The organism is Streptomyces flavochromogenes, assembly GCF_000717595.1.
GTDB lineage: Bacteria > Actinomycetota > Actinomycetes > Streptomycetales > Streptomycetaceae > Streptomyces > Streptomyces flavochromogenes.
Genome location: NZ_JNZO01000010.1, coordinates 48,066 through 67,276, shown reverse-complemented (window position 1 = coordinate 67,276; position 19,211 = coordinate 48,066). Strand labels below are relative to the sequence as shown.

Below are 19,211 nucleotides of genomic sequence, written 5' to 3'. Positions count from 1 at the left end.
CTCGCCTGCCCCCTGCGTGGCGTACCGCTTCACCGCCGCGGTCGTACGTGTCAGGCGACCAGCTCGTAGATGCTCCGGGCCACGACCCACAGGCCGACGAGCAGGGAGAGGGTGACGATCAGCTGCTCCTGGTGCTGCTCCAGCCAGCTCCGCAGGGCGTTCAGCCGGGCGTTCGCGGCCTCGGGCGCCCAGACCGCGTACATCTCCATCACGACGAGGCTGAGCGTGGCCAGCAGGCAGTAGCCACTCAGGGCGAGCCAGTCGTCGAGGGTGGAGAGGTTCGCGTCGACGGCGGTCGCGGCGCCGAGGCCGACCAGCCCCCACGGCTGCAGCAGCCAGGCGAGGGCGGCCGCGGTGACCACGGACGCGTCGTCGATCCGGGCGGCCCAGCGTGGCGGGCCGTGCGGAGGGCGCGGTCGGCGGTGCCGGTGCGCGCCGTACAGCACCATGGCGACGCCGATGACGAGTTTCGCGACGATCACACCATTCGACGGCGCGCTGTTGTGAGCGGGGGGCTGACCACCGGTCAGCAACACCACACAGGCGATCACCGCGACGAGGTTGGCCAGCCACGACAACAGGAACGCCAGCCCCTTGCGCACACCGCGCCGCGACGACAGCAGCAGAATGAAGGCGCTGTTGTGCAGGGGACCCAGGCTGATGGCCGTGCCGATCACAATCAGGTCGAGGACCATCGAATCAGCCGCTCCCGGACGTGAGGGTGTGCCGGTGGACGGGTGGGTCGGCCGACAGGATCGGGCGGCGCCGGTACAGGTGCCGCATCCCGACTTTGCAGGTGGGAGAGGGGCCGGTCAAGCAGGCCACGCCCGCACGTCACCCCCGGGTTCGCGGGACCCCAACCCGCCTTCGATGGTGACGGGCACCTTCACACGTGACACGGCCGACGGCCGGACGGGGCCGGGGTCCGGACGAAGACGTACGCCTCGCCCTCCTCGGGCGTCCGGTCCCACGGATACCTGCCTCTGAACGAGCGCGGACGACGGCCTTCCCACGTCAGCCACGTTTCGAGGCCTCGCGCCGGGACAAACGGTCCGTCGGCATGTGAGCGAGGGAGGGGTTCGAATGAAGGCGACCAGTGTGGACAGAGGTGCCGTCGGCAGAGGCACCAGGGGTGTCTGGCGCGATCTGGTGCTGGCCGTGGGGCTCGTGGCGATATGCGTCGCCGGTCTGACGCTCTTCTTCAAAGCGGCCCAGACGGCGGAAAGCCGCGGGTCGGGGGTCGCCGCCGCCGTTCTCGTTGCACTCGGCGCCCTGGGAGTACTGTCCGTCGGACTGTCGACCGCCAAGCGGGGCATGGCGTCCGTACGCGTCCGCGGGCGCGGGCTTCACGGCCGTCGGGACGACCTGATCCCCGCCCCGGCCGCACCCGACATCGACGGCGGGGCCCTGGACCACACGGCAGTCGACGCCGACGGCTTCGAGCACACGGTGGCGGCGCTCTGCGCCCGGGACGGCTGTACCCCCGTGGAAGTGGTGGGCGGAGCGGGCGATCTGGGCGCCGATGTCATCGCGGTCACCGTGGACGGCCGACGGGTCGTCCTGCAGTGCAAGCACTACGCACCGGACAACCACGTCGGTTCCCAGGATCTCCAACGGTTCGGCGGCACCTGCTTCACCATCCACGAGGCGGACGTGGCCGTCGTCGTGACCACGAGCTCCTTCACCGCGCCGGCCGTCGACTACGCCGCCACGTGCGGGATCATCTGCGTGGACGGCGAGGCGCTGGCCGCGTGGACGGACCAGATCACGCCCGCGCCCTGGGAAGCACCCGCGACGGAGCCGACGGCTTCCCTCTCTCTGCCCGGCGACCCGGCCTGAACGGGCCGGGTCGCCGGGGGCGGGTCCACGCGGGGTCGAAAGCGGGCGAGGTACGGGAGGGGCCGAGGACGGAAGCGGGAACACTCGACCGCGTCAGTCCACTGGTTCGTCGACGTCGGCGTTCTCGTGCGTCGCCTCGTCGGCGTCGCCCCGGTGTCCGGTTCCCGCCACGTCGGTCTCGGGCGCCGCGGAGTCGGGCCAGTCCGGTACGGGTATGGCCAGAGGATCCTCTCCCTGCTCCGCCTGCTGGTTCTGCGGGTCGCGGGGAAGTGGCTCGTCCGCCTCTTCCGGCTCGTCCGGGTCGTAGCGCCCGTCTGCCTCGTCGCGCCGATCCGTCCGACCGGGATCCTGCTGGGTGTTCATACGGGCTCACCTTCCTCTGGTGGCGGTTACCGCCCGACGCAGCCGTCTGGGCCGGCGCCATGCCGCGCGTGCCCGTCTCTCGCGGGAGAGCTGCGAGACCACGGTCCATCGGGACGGGTGCCGTCGTCGTCGGGCCTGACGGCAGCACCCGGACATCAGCTGGGCCAGGTCCCGGTCAGGCGCCGGACCGAGGTGGCTCCGGCGCGGTCGACTGCGGCCTTGACCACGGCGAAGATCGCTCCTTGCAGGGCTGCCGCGAGCAGAATCTCTCGCCACGTGCGTTCCTCGTCCATCGCGCCCGGGGCGTCGTCCTCGTGCCCGGCCCACTTCCACATCTGGTTGAAGGCGGCACGGGCCAGGAGGCCGCCGGCGAATCCGAACGCCAGGCCTATCGGGCGGTAAGCGAGTGTGGCGGTCTTCACCGGTGCCTCCGGCTCCGGCGCACGAGCAGGAGGACGCCGAGCACGGCGGCCCCCACGAGCAGCGGGGTCCGGTAGGCCCGCGCTGCGGCCGCCCCCTGGCCGACCTTGTCGGTGACGAGGTCGGGTGTCCGCTCGGCGGCGAGCTGCCCCGCACGGGCGGCCGTACTCTTCAGCTGCGCGGCGGCGTGAGCCGCCTTCTCCACAGCCGGGTCGGGTGTCTTGTCCTTCGCGAGCTGGGCGGCGTGCTCCGCGGTCTCGCGGAGGTGACCGGTGACGGTGGCGGTCTTCGCGACGGCATGGGTCCTGAGATCGGCCGCCTTCTCCATGGCCTGGGACTTCACGTCGGCCTTGGCGGCCAGCGCGTCCACGGTCTGTCCGAGCTTCTCACGGGTGTGCGCGACCCTCTTGCGCAGTTCCTCGGGTCGCGGCGTGGGTTCGTCGCCTCGGGGCTGATGATTCATCGGTGTGCCTTCTCCTTGATCTCACACGCATCGGCCTTGGCGCTGCCGATGGCTTGTTCGGGAGGATGAGGTCCGTTCACGGGTTCGTCCGAACTTCGCGACCCGGAGGTCCGGGGCGAGTGCCGTCCGCTTACGCGCCTACCCCGTCACCGGCAGACCACCCGTTCGCAACCCGGCTCGCCGTCGGTCCGGGTCTCGGTGGCGACGGTCGCCGGTGTCCTCAGGAGCGTCCTCTTCCCGCTGCCGCGGCGCCGTCGCTCACCGACGAGCGGGTGGACTCGCGGCGGGGACTCGGCGAACACCGCCGACTCGGCCGACGCTCCTTCATGATCGGGGGCAGGAGCACTGTGGAGAAGGCCGGTCCTGGCGACAGGGCGCCCGGTCCGCAGCCGACGACAGGACGACGAGGTGAATGGTGTGACGGGAATCAGCGGCGCCGAAGACCGGGACGGGGACCGGGCGGATCTGCTCAGTGGCCTGAGCGTGGACGACACCAATCCCGAGCAGCCCGTTCTCCTCAGCGCCGAGGGCGCCCCGATCCGTACCTGGCGGGAGAACTACCCCTACGACCGCAAGCTGCGGCGGGGCGAGTACGAGCGGGCCAAGCGGATCCTGCAGATCGAGCTGCTGAAACTGCAGCGGTGGGCCAAGGACACCGGCGCGCGGGTGGTCGTCGTGTGTGAGGGCCGCGACGCCGCCGGCAAGGGCGGCACCATCCGGCGGTTCACGGAGCGCCTGAACCCTCGGGGCGCCCGGATCGTCGCTCTGGACAAGCCGACGGAGCGGGAAGCCGGGCAATGGTATTTCCAGCGCTACGTCGCCCACCTCCCCGGCCCCGGCGAGATCGTCTTCTTCGATCGCTCCTGGTACAACCGGGCAGGTGTCGAGCGCGTCATGGGGTTCTGCTCGGACGACGAGTACGCGCTGTTCCTTCGCCAGTGCCCGGTGTTCGAGCGCATGCTGGTCGACGACGGCATCCACCTGGTGAAGTTCTGGTTCTCGGTGTCGCGATCCGAGCAGCGCACCCGGTTCGCGATCCGGCAGGTCGACCCGGTGCGGCAGTGGAAGCTCTCCCCCACCGACCTGGCGTCGCTGGACCGCTGGGACGACTACACCACCGCCAAGGTCGACATGTTCAGGACGACGGACACGGAGCACGCTCCCTGGACGGTCGTCAAGAGCAACGACAAGCGCCGCGGACGTCTGGAGGCCATGCGCAGCCTCCTCTGGCGCCTCGACTACACGAGCAAGGACCCCGAGGCGGTGGGGGAACCCGACCCTCTCGTCGTCGGCGCCGCGGACACCCTCCTCGAAGCCGGCGAGGAGACGTCCAGCCTCTCCCCCACACCCCTGGCCCCGCGCCATCAAGGCCCGGGGGCCCACCCGGAGACGAACAGCGGCAGGTAGCCGCGCGCCGCCTCCGTGGCCCCGAGGCCTCCGTGGGCCGAGGTCGATCAGTCGGCCTCACTGGCGATTTCCAGGGCCAGGGCCTGCAAGATCTGTTCGGTGGGCTCTCCGGACTCCGTCTGGTCGTACGCGTCTGCCACTGTCTCGAAGGCGAGGATGAACCCGCGGACCAGAGCGCTGACCGGGCCCGTGAGCTGGGTCAGAACCGCCGCTCCGACTTCCACCGCATCGTCGGTGTCGGGAACCAGGAACCGCGTCGGAATGACCTCACCGAGCAGGTCGGAGACGTAGTCCTGGGCGACTCCCCCACGCAGGGCCGTGAGCGCCGCGATTGCCTTGAGCTGGATCTCACTCTCGGTCATACGACGAGCGTAGGCATCCCGGGCCGCCATCGACGCGGCCACGCCGATCGACGGAACGCCTATCTGATCAGGCGCGCAGATGCGGAAGAAGCCGGTCCGGGGTCAGGGGCAGGTCCCGCAGCCGTACGCCCACCGCGTGGTGCACGGCGTTCGCGATCGCGGCCGCCGTCCCCACGATGCCGATCTCCCCGATCCCCTTGCTGCCCATGGCGTTGAGGTGGGGATCCTCCTCGTCGATCCAGTGTGCTTCGAGCGCCGGCACGTCGGCGCAGACGGGGACGTGGTACGAGGCCAGGTCCCGTTCCGCGAAGTCGCCGAACGCGGGGTCGAGCGTGCTGCTCTCGGTCAGCGCCATGCCCAGCCCCATGGTCATACCGCCGATGAACTGGGAGCGCGCGGTGCGTCGGCTGAGTACCCGGCCCGTCGCGAAGACCCCGAGCAGGCGGCGGACCCGTACCTCCCCCGTCACGGTGTCCACGTCGACCTCCGCGAACTGCGCACCGAACGCGTGCCGTGCGTACGGGGATTCCCGGCCTGCCTCCTCGGCGGTGTCCGCCCGGGCGGTGAGACCTTCGGGCGGGAGCGGGCCGGAGTGTGCGCGCACCATGCCGGCCAGCGCCGTGCAGGCCTTGTGGACGGCCCAGCCCCAGGATGAGGTGCCCGACGAGCCGCCCGCCAGCGGGGCCCTCGGCAGCGCGCTGCTCCCGAGCTCCACGCGTACCGAGGCCGGCGGGACGTCGAGCGCCTCGGCGGCGATCCGGGCGAGGACGGTCCGTGCCCCGGTCCCGATGTCGGTGGCGGCGAGCCGTACGAGGTGCGTTCCGTCCGGCGCGGCGTGCGCGGAGGCCGACGAGGGGCTCAGGAGGTACGGGTAGGTCGACGCGGCCACTCCGGTGCCGGTCAGTCGGTCGCCCGCCCGTCGTACTCCGGGCCGGGGGTCGCGGCCCTCCCAGCCGAAGAGCCGTGCGCCCTGCCGAAGGCATTCCGGGAGGCCCCTGCTGCTGAACGGCCTGCCGCTGTCGGGTTCGGTGTCGGGTTCGTTGCGCAGCCGGAGTTCGACCGGGTCGACGCCCGTGGCGACGGCGAGCTCGTCCATGGCCGCTTCGAGGGCGTACATGCCGGAGGCCTCGCCCGGGGCACGCATCCACGAGGGCGTCGGCACGTCCAGGGCCACCACGTGGTGGCTCGTCCGGCTGTGCGGCGAGGTGTACATGGTGCGCGCGGGGACGGCCGCCTGCTCGACGAACTCCTTGACCGTGGAGGTCTGGGTGACGACCTCGTGGGCGAGGGCGCTGATCACGCCGTCGCTGTCGGCGCCGATGCGGACGCGCTGGACCGTGGGGGCGCGGTGGCCGACGACGGCGGCGAGTTCGCGGCGCGGGAGTGCCAGCTTCACGGGCCGTCCGAGGTGCAGGGCGGCCATCGAGGCGAGGACGGCCTGGGGCCTCGGGGTGCCTTTGGAGCCGAAGCCGCCGCCGACGTACGCGGAGACGACCGTGACGCGGTGCCGGGGCATCTGGAACAGCTGCGCGAGGACGTCTCGTACCTTCGTCGCCCCCTGGCTGGAGTCGTACACGGTCAGCGCGTCGTCCTCCCACCACGCGGTAGCGGCGTGCGGCTCCATCGGATGGTTGTGCTGGGCGGTCATGGTGTACGTGGCGTCGACGCGCACGGCCGACGTGGCGAAGGCCGCGTCGAAGTCCCCGCGCTCGCGCAGGCCCGGATGGCCGCCGTTGGCCTCCTCGGGTGCGTAGAGGCCGGGGTGGCCGGCGGGCGGGCCCGGGTCGTGCTCCTCGGTGGCGTACTCGATCCGCAGGTCGTCGGCGGCGGCGCGGGCGTTCTCCAGGGTGTCGGCGACCACGAGGGCGACGTACCAGCCCCGGTGCGGGACGCGAGCGGTCTGGAGCAGCGCCAGCGTCGGGTCCTCGGCCTCGCCGAGACGGGGCGCGTTCGTGTGGCTGAGCACGGCCTGGACGCCCGGCCGTCGCAGAAGCTCGTCGGCGTGGACGGCGGTCACCTCGCCCCGCGCGACGGTGGCGGGCACGGGGACGGCGTGGAGGCAGCCGGGCGGGGTGTGCTCGGCGGCGTAGCGCGCCGTGCCGGTCACCTTCTGCCCGGCGTCCCGACGGGCATCGGGGTCACGACGGTCGGCGGCGTCACGTCGCTCCGCGGTGTCTTCCTCGGGCGCGGCAGGGACCTGGGGCGGGGAGTTCGTGGGCATGGCGGTGGCCGGCTCCTCAGGGGCGGAACGCGAGATCGGTGAGTACGCGGACGGCGAGACCGCGCGCGAGCGGCACCTTGAAGGCGTTGTCGCGCAACGGGTCGGCCGCGGCGAGCTCGGCATCGACGGCGCGTGCGTACGTCTCCTCCGTGGCGGGCTCTCCCCGGAGGACCTCCTCGGCGGCACGGGCCCGCCACGGTGCGTGCGCGACCCCGCCGAAGGCGAGGGCGGCGTGGCGGACGGCTCCCTCCTCGACGGTGAGGGCCGCGGCGACGGAGACGAGCGCGAAGGCGTACGAGGCGCGGTCGCGGGCCTTCCGGTAGGCGCTGTGGGCTCCGGCGGGCGGCGGAAGCGTCACCGCCGTGACGAGTTCACCGGGCCGGACCACGGTGTCGTGCTCCGGCGTGTCTCCGGGCAGGCGGTGGAACTCGGTGAGGGGGACGGTGCGCTCGCCGTCGAGGCCGAGGAGGTGCACTTGGGCGTCGAGGGCTGCGAGCGCGACCGCCATGTCCGAGGGGTGGGTCGCGACACACCGCGCGGAATGGCCGAGCACCGCCAGGTCCCGGTGGACGCCCTCGCGAGCGGGGCAGCCCGTGCCCGGCGCGCGTTTGTTGCAGGGTTTCGAGGTGTCCTGGAAGTACGGGCAGCGGGTGCGCTGGAGCAGGTTGCCGCCGGTGGTGGCGGCGTTGCGCAGTTGCGCGGAGGCTCCCGCGAGGAGTGCCTGCGACAGCGCGGTGTAGCGGGTCCGTACGAGCGGATGGGCGGCCAGGTCGCTGTTGCGGACGGTCGCCCCGATGCGCAGGCCGCCGTCCGCGGTCTCGTCGACGCCGTCCAGCGGCAGCCGGCTGATGTCGACGAGGAACGGCGGGGTGGCCACTCCCAGCTTCATGAGGTCGACGAGGTTGGTTCCGCCGGCGACGTACTGGGCGCCGGGGTGCGCCGCGTACGCGGCGAGCGCCTGGTCGGTGCGGTCGGCGCGGAGGTATCCGAACGGCTTCACCGGGCGGCCTCCTGGATGGCGTCCACGATGTTCGCGTAGGCACCGCAGCGGCAGATGTTGCCGCTCATCCGCTCGCGGATCTCCTCCGGTGTGAGGAGCTCGGGGTCGCCGGCGCCCGGGCGGCCCGGCGGTGTGACGTGTGAGGGGTGCCCGGCGGCTGCCTCGTCCAGCATCGCCACGGCGGAGCAGATCTGGCCGGGTGTGCAGTAGCCGCACTGCAGGGCGTCGCGGGCCACGAACGCCTCCTGAAGGGGGTGGAGGCGGTCGTGGTCCGCGAGGCCCTCGATCGTGGTGACCGGCTCGTCGCAGGTGACGGCGAGCACCAGGCAGCTGTTGATCCGCCGACCACCCACGAGGACGGTGCAGGCGCCGCACTGGCCGTGGTCGCAGCCCTTCTTCGCGCCCGTGAGGTCGAGGTGCTCGCGCAGGGTGTCCAGGAGGGTCGTGCGGTTGTCGAGCCGCAGTTCGTGCGTGTTCCCGTTGATCCGGAGCGAGACGAACGACGTGGGGTCGGGGTGTCTCTCCTCTGTTCCGCCTTCACGGAATGTCCGGCTCCCGCTGGTCGCTCCGGCATCGTCCACGGTGCTCGCTCCTTCCACGACGGCGGTGGGGGCACCTGCTGTCCGTCGTCTCCTTCCCCGACTTCCCCGACTCCCCCGTCTTCCTCGCCGCGAGTCCCGCTTGTCCGCCGAACGGCGCAGAGAGCGGCCCGACCCGTGCGTGGGCCGGGAGGTGCGAGGATCCGTCCGGTCAGCGCCTAGCCGGGGGGCCGCGGCAGACGGCGCTCGCGCGCCGATCGGCCCGCGTCGCGCATTCGGCGCCCTTCCGCTCGCAGGGAGGCATCCTGCAGAGCCTTGCCGTCGGACTCCTTCATGAGTCCCCTGACCTGCATGTACGCGGCCTTTACGACACCCATCGGTTGCTGCCTTTCGGGCTCGGCTCCCGGGACGTGCTTGCCCTCGGGAGTTTCACCAATTGGTTGTTTTGTACGGTTTGCCCATGTCCTGGCGGCGGAAACGTGACGTGTCGGTGCCGACGCGCCGGGCGTGGTGGGCCACAAGCCCGTGGCGGCGCCGGAGGAGCCCCTCCGGCAAACACCCCGAAGGACCGTTTGGGACACCTCGGTGGCGGCTAGGCGCAGGGCATGGTGCGTATGGACGAGCACCGTCGACCGCGTGCCGTTCGTACGTTCCTCCTGCGACTGCCGGGAGATGAGCGTCATGAGCAGACCCAGCAACCCCGACCCGGACCCCCGTGACCTCTCCGAGAGTGAGAACCGGCCGGGCACGACACCGCCCGCGGAATCGGGCACGAGCACGGGTACCGGCCCCTACCGCCCACCGCGGCGCGGCTGGGCGACAGGCCCCCTCGTGATCATCTGGGCGATGGTCGTCCTGTTCGCCCTGTTCTTCCTCGTGTACGCGATCATTCTCGCCACCGACTGACCCGGCCACCGACTCGTCCGGCCACGGCGGCGCACGGCAAGAGGAAGAGGGCTCATCGCATGGGCATCGTGAAAGCCACCCTCACGCGGATACGGGGACTCATGAAGGAGTCCGACGGCAAGGCGCTGGGCGATCCGCGGCTTCGGGGGGAAGGCCGTCGCCTCCAGCAGGAGGGCCGGGCCGAGGCATCGGCCGCGGAGGAGCACCGGAGGCCGGGACGACGCCGACCGTGACGGATGCCTGCCGTCCGTATGTCGCACCACCCCGCTCTGGGCCGCCGAAGCGGCCCACGACCCCCGACCAGGGACCAGGTCGAGGACGCCGCGCAGTTCCTCCCCGACCGGCACCGGGCCGACGGTCGGTAACGGGAAGACCTCGCGCCCTACTACCCGACTGGCTGTCGCATCGTGCGAGGGCGGCGCCGGAGCGCCTGACGCCGCAGCCCCCGTCGCAGCGGGCCGGCGCGCCCACCGGCGGCCTGGCCTTCGACGTGACCGTGGCGACGGGCGTCGAGCAGCGTGGCGGACATCGAGGCGTGTTACGAGGGGAGAACAGGGAAGCCGACCTGTAGGCACCATGCGGTGCCACGACGGGAGGAGCGATCATGGCACAGAACAAGCCGCTCAAGGCCCGCGACATCATGACGGCGGGCACCCAGTGTGTCGGTCAGCACGAGTCCCTGCACGATGCGGCGCGGATGATGCGGGAGATGCACGTGGGTGCGATGCCCATCTGCGGTGACGACGACAGGCTGATGGGCATGGTCACCGACCGCGACATCGTCATTCAGTGTGTGGCCGTCGGTGACGACCCGGCCCGGGTCGAGTGCGGGTCCCTCGGCGGTGAGCTGCACTGGATCGACGCGGACGCGTCGGCGTCGGACGCCCTGCACGTCATGGAGGAGAACCAGGTGAAGCGACTGCCGGTGATCGACGTGCAGAACGGACACCGTCTCTGCGGGATGATCTCGGAGGCCAACCTCGCCCAGAACCTCACCGACAAGCAGATCGCCGAGTTCGCGAGCAAGGTGTACGCGGGCGCCCATTGAGGGCCCGCCTCCCGGGGCGACGCGCGGCGGACGACGAGAAGAACTCGCGGTCGGCCGCCGACGGTGGGCGCTCACGCGCCGGGAGGGCTTCGACCAGGCCCGAGGAGGTTCACGTGTCACAGGCCGCGGAGTCCCTGTACGCCCGCGTCAGGGGGGAGGTGTCCGCCCGGGAGGAACGGCTGTGGGACGTGAGCCTCGCGCTGCATCGTGAGCCGGAGACCGCTTACGAGGAGCACGGGGCGGCCCGTCTGCTGGCGGGCGAACTCGAACGGGGCGGCTTCGAGGTGGAGCGCGGGGTGGCCGACCTGCCGACCGCGTTCCTGGCCCGCACGGGGTCGGTTGACGGGCCTGGAGGAGGTCCTTGTGTCGCCCTGCTGATGGAGTACGACGCGCTGCCGCTCCTCGGGCACGCGTGCGGGCACAATCTGATCGCCGCGGCAGGCCTCGGTGCGGCGCTCGCCGTACGGGCCGCGCTCGGCGAGGTCGAGGGGTCACTCCTGGCGGTCGGAGCACCCGCGGAGGAGCGTGGCGGCGGCAAGGTCGTGGAGGTGGCGGCGGGGCTGTTCGAGGGCGTGGACGCGGCGCTGATGTTCCATCCGGGGGTCCACGACTGGACGTGGGCGCCGCTGACGGCCAGTGCGCAGGTCCGGGTGGGCTTCCACGGCCGTGCCGCGCACCCCACCAGCAGCCCCACGGAGGGAATCGACGCGCTGGGGGCGCTGATCCAGCTCTTCAACACGCTCGGCGTGCTGAGCAGGCGGCTTCCCGCGGGATCGCACGTCCACGGCATCGTGACGGACGGCGGGCGGGCCACCAACATCGTCCCCGAGTACGCGGAGGGTCTGTTCGGGCTGCGTGGGAGAACCACGGCCGCGCTGGAGGACCTGGTGGAGGAGTTGCGTTCCTGCGCGCAGGGCGTGGCCTCGGCCACCCGTACCAGGGTGGAGGTGACCGACGTGGGAGGGCGGTACGAGCACTTCCGTGACAACGAGGTGCTGTCGGGGCTGTTCGCCGGCCACCTGGACCGGGCGGGCATCCGATTGTCGGAGCCCGAGCCCGGCGTGTACCTGGGCTCGTCCGACTTCGGGAACGTCAGCACACGGGTGCCGGGGATCCATCCGTGGGTCGCCATCATGGGGTCCGACGGATCCGCACACACGCCCGAGTTCGCGGAGGCGGCGTCCGGGCCCCGGGCGCGGCGCGTGATGGCTGCGGCGGCGGAGGCGCTCGCGTGCACGGCCGTCGATGTGTTCGTGCGTCCGGAGGTGAGCAAGCGGGCCTGGGAGCGGCTGCGGGCGAAGGCAGCTGCGGGGTTGTGAACACCCGGGGCGGGCAGGTCCGTCCCTGCCTGGGGCTCGCGCCCGCCCGGAGCGACTGAGCCGCCGCGGCGGCTCAGCCGAGCAGCCACCGTTGCATCCACTCCGCGGCGGCACGCCGGAACAGCCGCCGGTTGTCGGCACGCCGGAAGTCGTGGCCCTCGTCGCGCAGGAGCATGAGTTCCGCTACCAGCCCCCTTGCGCGCGCCGCGCTGACGATCTGCTCGGACTCGCCGGGCGGGACGTTCGTGTCGTGCTCGCCGTGCACCGCGAGCAGGGGCACACGCAGCTCGTCGACGCGGCTCATGGGCGACAGCGCACGCAGCAGCGCGCTGTCCCGCTCGGGATGGCCGTACTTGTGAGCGGCGGATTCCGCGAGCCAGGGCTCGGTGCCGGCGAAGAACGTGGCGAAGTCCGACATCCCGCACACCGTGATGCCCGTACGGAAGAGATGCGGGTGCCACACGAGTGAGGCCAGGGTGAGGTAGCCGCCGTACGAGTGCCCCATCACGGCCAGCCTCTGGGGATCGGCAAATCCTGACGCGACCGCGTGGGTCGCGCAGTCGGCGACGTCGTCGATCGCGGCGAAGCGCCCTTCGCCCAGGTCGGCGTCGACGAAGGAGCGACCCCAGCCGGAGGAGCCGCGGACGTCGGGGGCGAAGACATCCATGCCCCGGCCGAGCAGTTCCTGGTAGAGCGGGTCGAAGACCGGGCGTTCCTGCTCCTCCGGGCCGCCGTGCAGGTGTACGACGCAGGGTGCCGGCTCACCGGGGGACCTGCCGGGGGCACGGTGGTACCAGCCCCCGAGGAGCAGCCCGTCGCGAGCCGTGGCTCGAAGTGGTACGGGCGGGGCGGGCGGAAGGCCTCGGGGCACGGATGCGGCGTCGCTCGCCGACCAGGGCGTACGCGCGGGCGGCGCCGAAGTCGGCACGGCCCACACGCCGGGACGTCGCCGGGATCCCGAGAGGGCGACCACCATGCCGTGCGGCCCCGCGGCCGTCACCCGGGTGACCACCTCGTGCGCCAACGGCACCTCGCGCAACGCGGGCGGCGCGCTCCCCTCAGCCGTCAGGGGGAGGGTCTCGAGCACGCTCGTCCCTCCGTCGTTCCAGGCCAGGGCCGCGCGCCGGTCGCCCTCCACGAAGGTGAGGAGTTCGAGGTCGCAGCCGTCGCGCGCGACCACCACGCCGAGGTCCTTCCGCTCGTCGGCGCCGTCGAGGCGGAGCGCGAGCAGCGCCGCGAACTCCCGGTCGTGGTTGCTGCGCAGCCACACCGTGCGGGCGTCGGACGAGAAGCGGCCGATCCACGGATCCCCGTCGGCGACCGGCAGCGCGCATGTCGGCGCCTGGTCCGCCGTGCGGACGACCACGGCTTCGCGCCTCGCCCGGGGCCCGCGGCGCAACAGGGCCAGGCGCCCGTCCTGGCTGATGTCGCACACGCGCAGCGTGGCCGCCCCGGTCTCGTCGGCGAGGAGCCGGGGGGCCGTCGTGCCCGCGGGATCGACGAGGTACGCGGTGAGCCGGTCACGGACCGGCGCGGTCGTTCCGTCGCCCGCCCCGCCCGGCCGTATGCCGTCGAGGAGGGTCGCGTGCCCGTCGCGTTCCGTCCAGCCTGGGGGACGGTCCGTGGCGGTCAGCGGGCCGGCTCTCTCGCCGACCGGTTCGGCGACCGTCACCGCGAGAGCCGAGCCGTCCCGGGCCCAGCACCCCAGATAGGCCGAGCGTCCAGGTTCCGCGCCCGCCAGGACCCTGCGGTCCGAGCCGTCGGGGCGGACGCAGAGGACACGTGTGTGACCGCTCCCGCCAGGGGCCACGGTGTACGCGATCCATTCGCCGCCCGGGGACCAGGAGACCTCCGTGACGTGATCCGGACCGGTGTCGAGGAGGTGCGCGTCGTCGCTTCCCACCGGCCCGGCCCAGAGCTGTGGCGCGCCGTCGCGGTCGCAGATGAACGCCACGTGCTCGCCTCGAGGGTCGGGCGAGGGATACCAGCAGCCGTGGGCCACCCTCGGCCGTGGGGTGTCCCGCGGGCCGGCGGCGTCGGCGACCGGCGCCACGACGGGAGCCGTCGCGGGGCGGGCCGTCGTCCGGACGGGGGCCGGCGCCGCCGACTCGTCCGTCAGTTGATTCCGTGCGTCTGCAGCCATGTCTCCAACAACGCTACTTGCCACAGGGCGTTCGCCCCTCGGTTCGTGCGGTGGTCGTCGGGTGCCGCCAGCAGCGAGGCCACGTACTCCTCGCGGAAGAGGCCGCGGGAACGGGCCTCCGGCGCGGACAGGGACTCCCGTACGCGTTCGAGCACGGGACCCGCCATGTGGCGGATGGCCGGCACGGGGAAGTAGCCCTTGGGACGGTCGACGATGGTGTGCGGGAGCACGGTGCGCCCGGCCTGCTTGAGCACGCCCTTGCCGCCTTCGGCGAGTTTCAGTTCGGGCGGGCAGGCGGCCGCCAGCTCGACCAGCTCGTGGTCGAGGAAGGGCACCCGCGCCTCCAGCCCCCAGTCCATGGTCATGTTGTCGACCCGCTTGACCGGGTCGTCCACGAGCATGACGTGGGTGTCGAGCCGGAGTGCCGCGTCCAGTGCGGTCTCGGCGCCCGGCGCCGCCATGTGCGTGTGGACGAACTCGGCGGACGCGTCGTGGTCGGGCAGCATGTGCGGCTGCAGGATCTTCGCGAGGTCGGCATGCGAGCGGTCGAAGTAGACCTCTTCGTACCTCCGGGGCTCCTCCGCCCGCTCGACGCCCGCCAGCGCGGGGTACCAGTGGTAGCCGGCGAACACCTCGTCGGCCCCCTGGCCGCTCTGCACGACGCTGATCTCCTTGGAGACCAGTTCCGAGAGGAGGTGGAAGGCGACGACGTCGTGGCTCACCATCGGCTCGCTCATGGCGGCGATCGCACCGCCCAGGGCGGTGGAGACCCGGTCCGACGGCACCATCAGCTGGTGGTGGTCCGTGTCGAAGAGCCGCGAGACCTGGTCGGAGTAGGCGAATTCGTCACCCTCCTCGCCCGCCTCCGACTCGAATCCCACGCTGAACGTCGCCAGGTCGTGCTGCCCCTCCTCGGCCAGCAGCGCCACGATGAGGCTGGAGTCGAGGCCGCCCGACAACAGGACGCCCACGGGTACGTCGGCCACCGTCCGTCGGCGGACGGCCGTCCTGAGCGCGGCGAGGACGGCGTCCCTCCAGTCGGTGGGCCCCATCCCGTCGAAGTCGTCGCGCCGCGTGTACGAGGGCTGCCAGTAGCGGTGGTCGCGATACGTTCCGTCGCGTTCCACGACACGGACGGTCGCGGGCGGGAGCTTGCGCACTCCGGCCAGGACGGTGCGCGGTGCGGCGACCGTGGCGTGCCAGCTCATGTACTGGTGCACGGCGACCGGGTCGAGCGAGGTGTCCACCCCGCCGCCGGCGAGCAGGGCCGGGAGCGTGGAGGCGAAGCGCAGCCGGCCGGGCAGTTCGGCCAGGTAGAGGGGCTTGATGCCCAGCCGGTCACGGGCGAGCACGAGCCTGCCCGTGTCGTGTTCCACCAGCGCCACCGCGAACATGCCGACGAGGTGCTGGACGAAGTCGGCGCCCCACTCGCGGTAGGCCTTGATCACCACCTCGGTGTCGGACGTGGTGACGAAGTGGTGGCCCAGCCGCCGCAGTTCCTCGCGCAGTTGCCGGTAGTTGTAGATGCAGCCGTTGAAGGCACAGGTCATCTGCGCCTCACTGTCCGTCATCGGCTGCGCCCCGCGTTCCGACAGGTCGATGATCTTCAGGCGTCGATGGCCCAGCGCGACGGCTCCCTGGGACCACATGCCCCGGCCGTCCGGGCCGCGGGCCGCCATCCGGTCGGTCATGCGCTCGACCGCCGCCAGATCGGGCCGTCTCTCGTCGAAGCGGATCTCACCGCTCAAGCCGCACACCCGGCACCTCCCCGGCAGGCGGACATCGGTGCGTGCCCCGGAGACACCCGGGGCGGCGTGGGGAGTGCGCGTGTCCGCATGAGTCCTGTTCTTCTCAACACGACGTCCGACATCAGCATGTTGTGGTTCTCTCCTCGATGCGCCGTCCGAGGGCAGGGGGTGGCCGGTTCGCGACAGGCGAGGCCGACGGCCCTCGTGCCCCATGGGTGGTTCGTGCGTGGGTGGTTCGCGCGGGTCGATCCGCGTGGTCGTCCGGGCCGGTGAGTCACCTCCGGTAGGCCTTCGCCGGCATGCCCTTCGCTCGGGAGCGGGTCGCCCCGCGCCGGGGGCCGAGCGGCTTGCGGCCACGGTCCTCGCCCCGGGTCTCGGCAAGGAACAGGTCCACGGCGGCGAGCAGGTCGTCCTCGGACACCGCTCGGCGGAGGCGGTGGGCGGCGCTGCCTCGGGCCAGGGTCTCCTCGGCCAGGCTCTGGACGAGGTCCCAGTCCCCGTGCGCCTCCAGTGACGGCCGCAGGCGTCGTAGCACGCCGCGTACGACGTCGGGAGCGGGTGCGGGCGCGTGGGTGGCGGGGTCGATCAGGTCGCCCTCCAGGCCGGATCGCGCGGCGCGCCAGGTCGCCGTGCGGAGCCATTCGTGCCGGTCGTCGCAGTCGGCGTCGTCGCCTGCCTCGGCCTGGGCGCAGGCGTCGACGACGAGTGCCCGGAACAGGGCCGCGATCAGCACCACGGTCTCGACGCGCGGGCAGGCGTCGCAGATGCGCAGTTCGAGCGTCTGCAGATGGGCGGAGGGGCGGATGTCGTAGTAGATCATTCCCGGGTCGCTGATGACGCCGCTGACGATCAGCTCCTCGACCGCGGCGTCGTACTCCTCGGCACCGGTGAAGCATCCGGCCGGTCCGGAGGTGGGCCAGCGCTGCCAGATCATGGTGCGCCAGCTCGCGTAGCCGGTGTCGGCGCCGAGCCAGTAGGGGGAGCTCGCGGACAGCGCCAGAAGGGGCGGAAGCCACGGGTTGATCGCGCAGAGCGCCCGTACGGCGGTGTCCCGGTCGGGGACGTCCACGTGGACCTGGGCGCCGCATATCAGCTGCTCGTCGGCGACGCGCCGGTACTCCTCCCTCATGGCCTGGTACCGGGCGTCGTCGGTCGCCGGTACGGCTCCGAGTCGCGCGATGGGGGCCGCCCCCGCCGCCATCACCGCAAGCCCCTGAGAGGAGGCGGCCGCGTTCAGGCGCCGCCGCGACCCGGTCAGGTCCGCGTAGAGCTCGTCGAGACGCGCGTGGACACCGCTGTTCGACTCGACGACGGACTGGGGGAACTCCTGCGTGTAGGTACTCCTGTGCCGGGAGAGCCGCCCCAGTACGGCGTCGGCCCGGGGCGCCAGCGCGCCGCTCTCGACATCGATGACATGGAACTCTTCTTCGACACCTATTCGGACGACCACTGCGTCTCCTGTGCGAGTTCGACGATCTTCAGGTCTGCTGATCGATCCGACCGGCGTTCCCTCCGCCCTTCCTGGGCCTGATGTGCGACTGCCCCGTCGGGGCGAATCCACGCATACGCCGCTCATATGGTATCAAGTACGCTCTTTCGAGCGCACATCGCCATGGAGCGCGCCCCCACGTGGGCCCCCGAGCGGAGGCCCGAGCGCTCCGGCGGTTCCACCCAGCACGATGCCCGGTTCGTCCGCGCCGTCGCCGGCCGCCTCCAGCGGCCGGGAGGCGTGGTGCATCCGCCATCGCCTTGCCGTGCCGGTACATCCGAGACCAGCAGAAGGCCGCGCCAGGCCCCCGATCCGGCTGTCGGGCCGCGACCGATATGAATTCAATTCCGACGCCGTTCAGTTGACGCCGTGTCGTGCCTAGCATCGAGCCCTCCGCGCGACCGGCGCGCCCGGAACGAACGAGGCACCCCCATGGAAAAGCCAGGCGCATGGCTACGGCGTCTTCGATCCGTCCCCCGCGGTCGGATGCGCGCAGCGGTGACCGGGGCGCTCGGCATCGCGGTGGCCGCCGCGTTCGCCCTCCCCGCGATCCCCACCGCCGCCGCGACAGCGCCCGCCGGACAGCCGGAAGCCACCGCGTGTCCGGCGAACCTGGTGGGGAAGGCGACCTGTTACACCGGGCGGAGCACGGAGGGCGCCTACTACGCGATCGCCGTCCCGAGGATATGGAACGGTTCGCTCGTGGTGCACGCCCACGGCGGCCCGGACCTGGGCGAGGAGTCCGATCCCACCCGCAGCATCGGTGACCTCGAGCGCTGGTCCGTCATGGTGGACCAGGGCTACGCCTGGGCCGGTTCCTCGTACCGGCGCGGCGGATACGGAACGAGGATGGCAGCCGCCGACACAGAGGCCCTGCGACGGCTGTTCGTCGAGGAGTTCCGCAAACCGCGGCGCACGTACGTACACGGCCAGTCGTGGGGCGGGAACGTCGCAGCCAAGGTCATCGAGACGTACGGCGCCGAGAAGCACGGCCCCTACGACGGCGCGCTCCTCACCAACGGAGTCCTCGGCGGCGGCTCCAGGGGGTACGACTACCGGGTGGACCTGCGTGCCGTCTATCAGTACTACTGCCAGAACCATCCGAGGCCGTCCGAGGTCCCGTACCCGCTGTGGAGGGGACTGCGTGCGGACTCGACCATGACGCCGACAGGCCTGCGCGCCAGGCTGCAGGAGTGCACCGGGTTCTCCTCGCCTCACGACCAGCGCACGGCGCTCCAGCAGCGCCGTCTCGACGACATCCTCGCCGTGACCAAGATCCCCGAGCGGACGCTGGAGTCGCATCTGAGATTCGCCACGTTCACGTTCCGGGACATCGTGCACCACCGCCTCGGCGGGCGGAACCCGTTCTCCAACCAGGACGTCGTCTACTCCGGCTCCCACGACGACACCGCCCTCAACGCCGGAGTGGAACGCTTCTCGGCCGACCCCACCGCCGCCCGGGACCTGTCGTACGACAGTGACCTCACCGGTCGGGTGTCCGTGCCCGTCCTCACCCTCCACGCGATCGACGACCCGACCGCGTTCGTCGAGCACGAGGCCGCGTACGCCGCTTCGCTGCATGGCACAGGACGGGCGAGACACCTCGTGCAGACCTTCACGGACGAGCACGAGCACAGCGGACTGAGCACGGCCGAGTACGCCAACTCCATCGCCGCACTGGACAGCTGGGTCCGCACCGGAAGGAAGCCGAACCCGGCCTCGATCGCGTCGGCCTGCCGCCGCTTCGACGCCACGTACGGCACCGGCTGCTTCTACGATCCGGCCTTCACACCTCGCAGCTACGCCACGCGAGTCAACCCGCGCCCCGGAGGCCTCACTTGGCCCGCGTTGACCGCCAAGCAGGAGAAGACGTGGGGCAGGCTGCCCGGCGTCGGCATCGCTCCCTGACCACTTCCTGTCCGCCGCACGCCGACGCGAAGGCCG

General features: G+C 71.9%; 17 protein-coding genes. 6 read left to right on the top strand and 11 right to left on the bottom strand.

The window, feature by feature from the left end:
• Positions 1 to 50: 50 nt before the first annotated feature.
• On the bottom strand, positions 51 to 695 hold the full coding sequence (locus tag IF00_RS0113500; RefSeq protein ID WP_030317733.1) for a GAP family protein: 645 nt from the start codon (positions 693 to 695) through the stop codon (positions 51 to 53).
• A gap of 388 nt (positions 696 to 1,083) precedes the next feature.
• Between IF00_RS0113500 and IF00_RS41195 the strand changes: the two genes are divergently transcribed.
• On the top strand, positions 1,084 to 1,839 hold the full coding sequence (locus IF00_RS41195; protein ID WP_078944667.1) for a restriction endonuclease: 756 nt from the start codon (positions 1,084 to 1,086) through the stop codon (positions 1,837 to 1,839).
• A gap of 93 nt (positions 1,840 to 1,932) precedes the next feature.
• On the opposite strand, the gene IF00_RS0113490 is transcribed toward IF00_RS41195, so the two are convergent.
• The 3 genes from IF00_RS0113490 to IF00_RS0113480 form a co-directional block, all read right to left on the bottom strand.
• The gene (locus IF00_RS0113490) at positions 1,933 to 2,202 is read right to left on the bottom strand and encodes a hypothetical protein (RefSeq protein ID WP_030317729.1); all 270 of its coding nucleotides are present in this window, start codon (positions 2,200 to 2,202) and stop codon (positions 1,933 to 1,935) included.
• A gap of 155 nt (positions 2,203 to 2,357) precedes the next feature.
• On the bottom strand, positions 2,358 to 2,624 hold the full coding sequence (locus tag IF00_RS0113485) for a DUF4235 domain-containing protein (RefSeq protein ID WP_030317728.1): 267 nt from the start codon (positions 2,622 to 2,624) through the stop codon (positions 2,358 to 2,360).
• Complete coding sequence (locus IF00_RS0113480; RefSeq protein ID WP_030317726.1) at positions 2,621 to 3,085, bottom strand: DUF3618 domain-containing protein; 465 nt, start codon at positions 3,083 to 3,085, stop codon at positions 2,621 to 2,623. Before IF00_RS0113480 ends, IF00_RS0113485 begins: the two co-directional genes overlap by 4 nt.
• A gap of 426 nt (positions 3,086 to 3,511) precedes the next feature.
• On the opposite strand from IF00_RS0113480, the gene ppk2 reads away from it, so the two are divergent.
• Positions 3,512 to 4,492: a polyphosphate kinase 2 gene (gene ppk2, locus IF00_RS0113470; protein WP_030317724.1), complete on the top strand. Its 981-nt coding sequence runs from the start codon at positions 3,512 to 3,514 to the stop codon at positions 4,490 to 4,492.
• A gap of 47 nt (positions 4,493 to 4,539) precedes the next feature.
• Here ppk2 and IF00_RS0113465 read toward each other — a convergent pair whose 3' ends face one another.
• From IF00_RS0113465 to IF00_RS0113450, 4 genes are all read right to left on the bottom strand, one after another.
• On the bottom strand, positions 4,540 to 4,854 hold the full coding sequence (locus IF00_RS0113465) for a hypothetical protein (protein WP_158710459.1): 315 nt from the start codon (positions 4,852 to 4,854) through the stop codon (positions 4,540 to 4,542).
• A gap of 67 nt (positions 4,855 to 4,921) precedes the next feature.
• Positions 4,922 to 7,075: a xanthine dehydrogenase family protein molybdopterin-binding subunit gene (locus IF00_RS0113460; protein WP_030317720.1), complete on the bottom strand. Its 2,154-nt coding sequence runs from the start codon at positions 7,073 to 7,075 to the stop codon at positions 4,922 to 4,924.
• Between the two features lie 16 nt (positions 7,076 to 7,091).
• A complete protein-coding gene (locus IF00_RS0113455; protein WP_030317717.1) occupies positions 7,092 to 8,075 on the bottom strand; it encodes an FAD binding domain-containing protein in 984 nt (327 codons plus the stop codon).
• Complete coding sequence (locus IF00_RS0113450; protein WP_030317715.1) at positions 8,072 to 8,656, bottom strand: 2Fe-2S iron-sulfur cluster-binding protein; 585 nt, start codon at positions 8,654 to 8,656, stop codon at positions 8,072 to 8,074. The genes IF00_RS0113455 and IF00_RS0113450 overlap by 4 nt, the downstream gene beginning before the upstream one ends.
• Positions 8,657 to 9,295: 639 nt before the next feature.
• On the opposite strand from IF00_RS0113450, the gene IF00_RS0113445 reads away from it, so the two are divergent.
• From IF00_RS0113445 to IF00_RS0113430, 3 genes are all read left to right on the top strand, one after another.
• Positions 9,296 to 9,520: a DUF6480 family protein gene (locus IF00_RS0113445; RefSeq protein ID WP_030317713.1), complete on the top strand. Its 225-nt coding sequence runs from the start codon at positions 9,296 to 9,298 to the stop codon at positions 9,518 to 9,520.
• A 604-nt stretch (positions 9,521 to 10,124) separates the two neighbouring features.
• Entirely contained in the window at positions 10,125 to 10,568 is a 444-nt protein-coding gene (locus IF00_RS0113435) for a CBS domain-containing protein (RefSeq protein ID WP_030317711.1), read from the top strand.
• Between the two features lie 113 nt (positions 10,569 to 10,681).
• Positions 10,682 to 11,887, top strand: coding sequence for an amidohydrolase (locus IF00_RS0113430; protein ID WP_030317709.1), 1,206 nt, complete (start codon positions 10,682 to 10,684; stop codon positions 11,885 to 11,887).
• A 73-nt stretch (positions 11,888 to 11,960) separates the two neighbouring features.
• Here the strand turns inward: IF00_RS0113430 and IF00_RS0113425 are convergent, their stop codons facing one another.
• The 3 genes from IF00_RS0113425 to IF00_RS0113415 form a co-directional block, all read right to left on the bottom strand.
• Positions 11,961 to 14,030, bottom strand: coding sequence for a S9 family peptidase (locus IF00_RS0113425; RefSeq protein WP_030317708.1), 2,070 nt, complete (start codon positions 14,028 to 14,030; stop codon positions 11,961 to 11,963).
• Positions 14,003 to 15,787, bottom strand: coding sequence for an N-acetylglutaminylglutamine amidotransferase (locus IF00_RS0113420; RefSeq protein WP_030317707.1), 1,785 nt, complete (start codon positions 15,785 to 15,787; stop codon positions 14,003 to 14,005). Before IF00_RS0113420 ends, IF00_RS0113425 begins: the two co-directional genes overlap by 28 nt.
• 265 nt (positions 15,788 to 16,052) lie before the next feature.
• The gene (locus IF00_RS0113415; RefSeq protein WP_030317706.1) at positions 16,053 to 17,228 is read right to left on the bottom strand and encodes a carboxylate-amine ligase; all 1,176 of its coding nucleotides are present in this window, start codon (positions 17,226 to 17,228) and stop codon (positions 16,053 to 16,055) included.
• Positions 17,229 to 17,753: 525 nt separating this feature from the next.
• On the opposite strand from IF00_RS0113415, the gene IF00_RS0113410 reads away from it, so the two are divergent.
• Positions 17,754 to 19,175 carry an alpha/beta hydrolase gene (locus tag IF00_RS0113410; protein WP_030317705.1) on the top strand — a complete coding sequence of 474 codons (1,422 nt, stop codon included), beginning with the start codon at positions 17,754 to 17,756 and terminating at the stop codon, positions 19,173 to 19,175.
• The last annotated feature ends 36 nt before the right edge of the window (positions 19,176 to 19,211 follow it).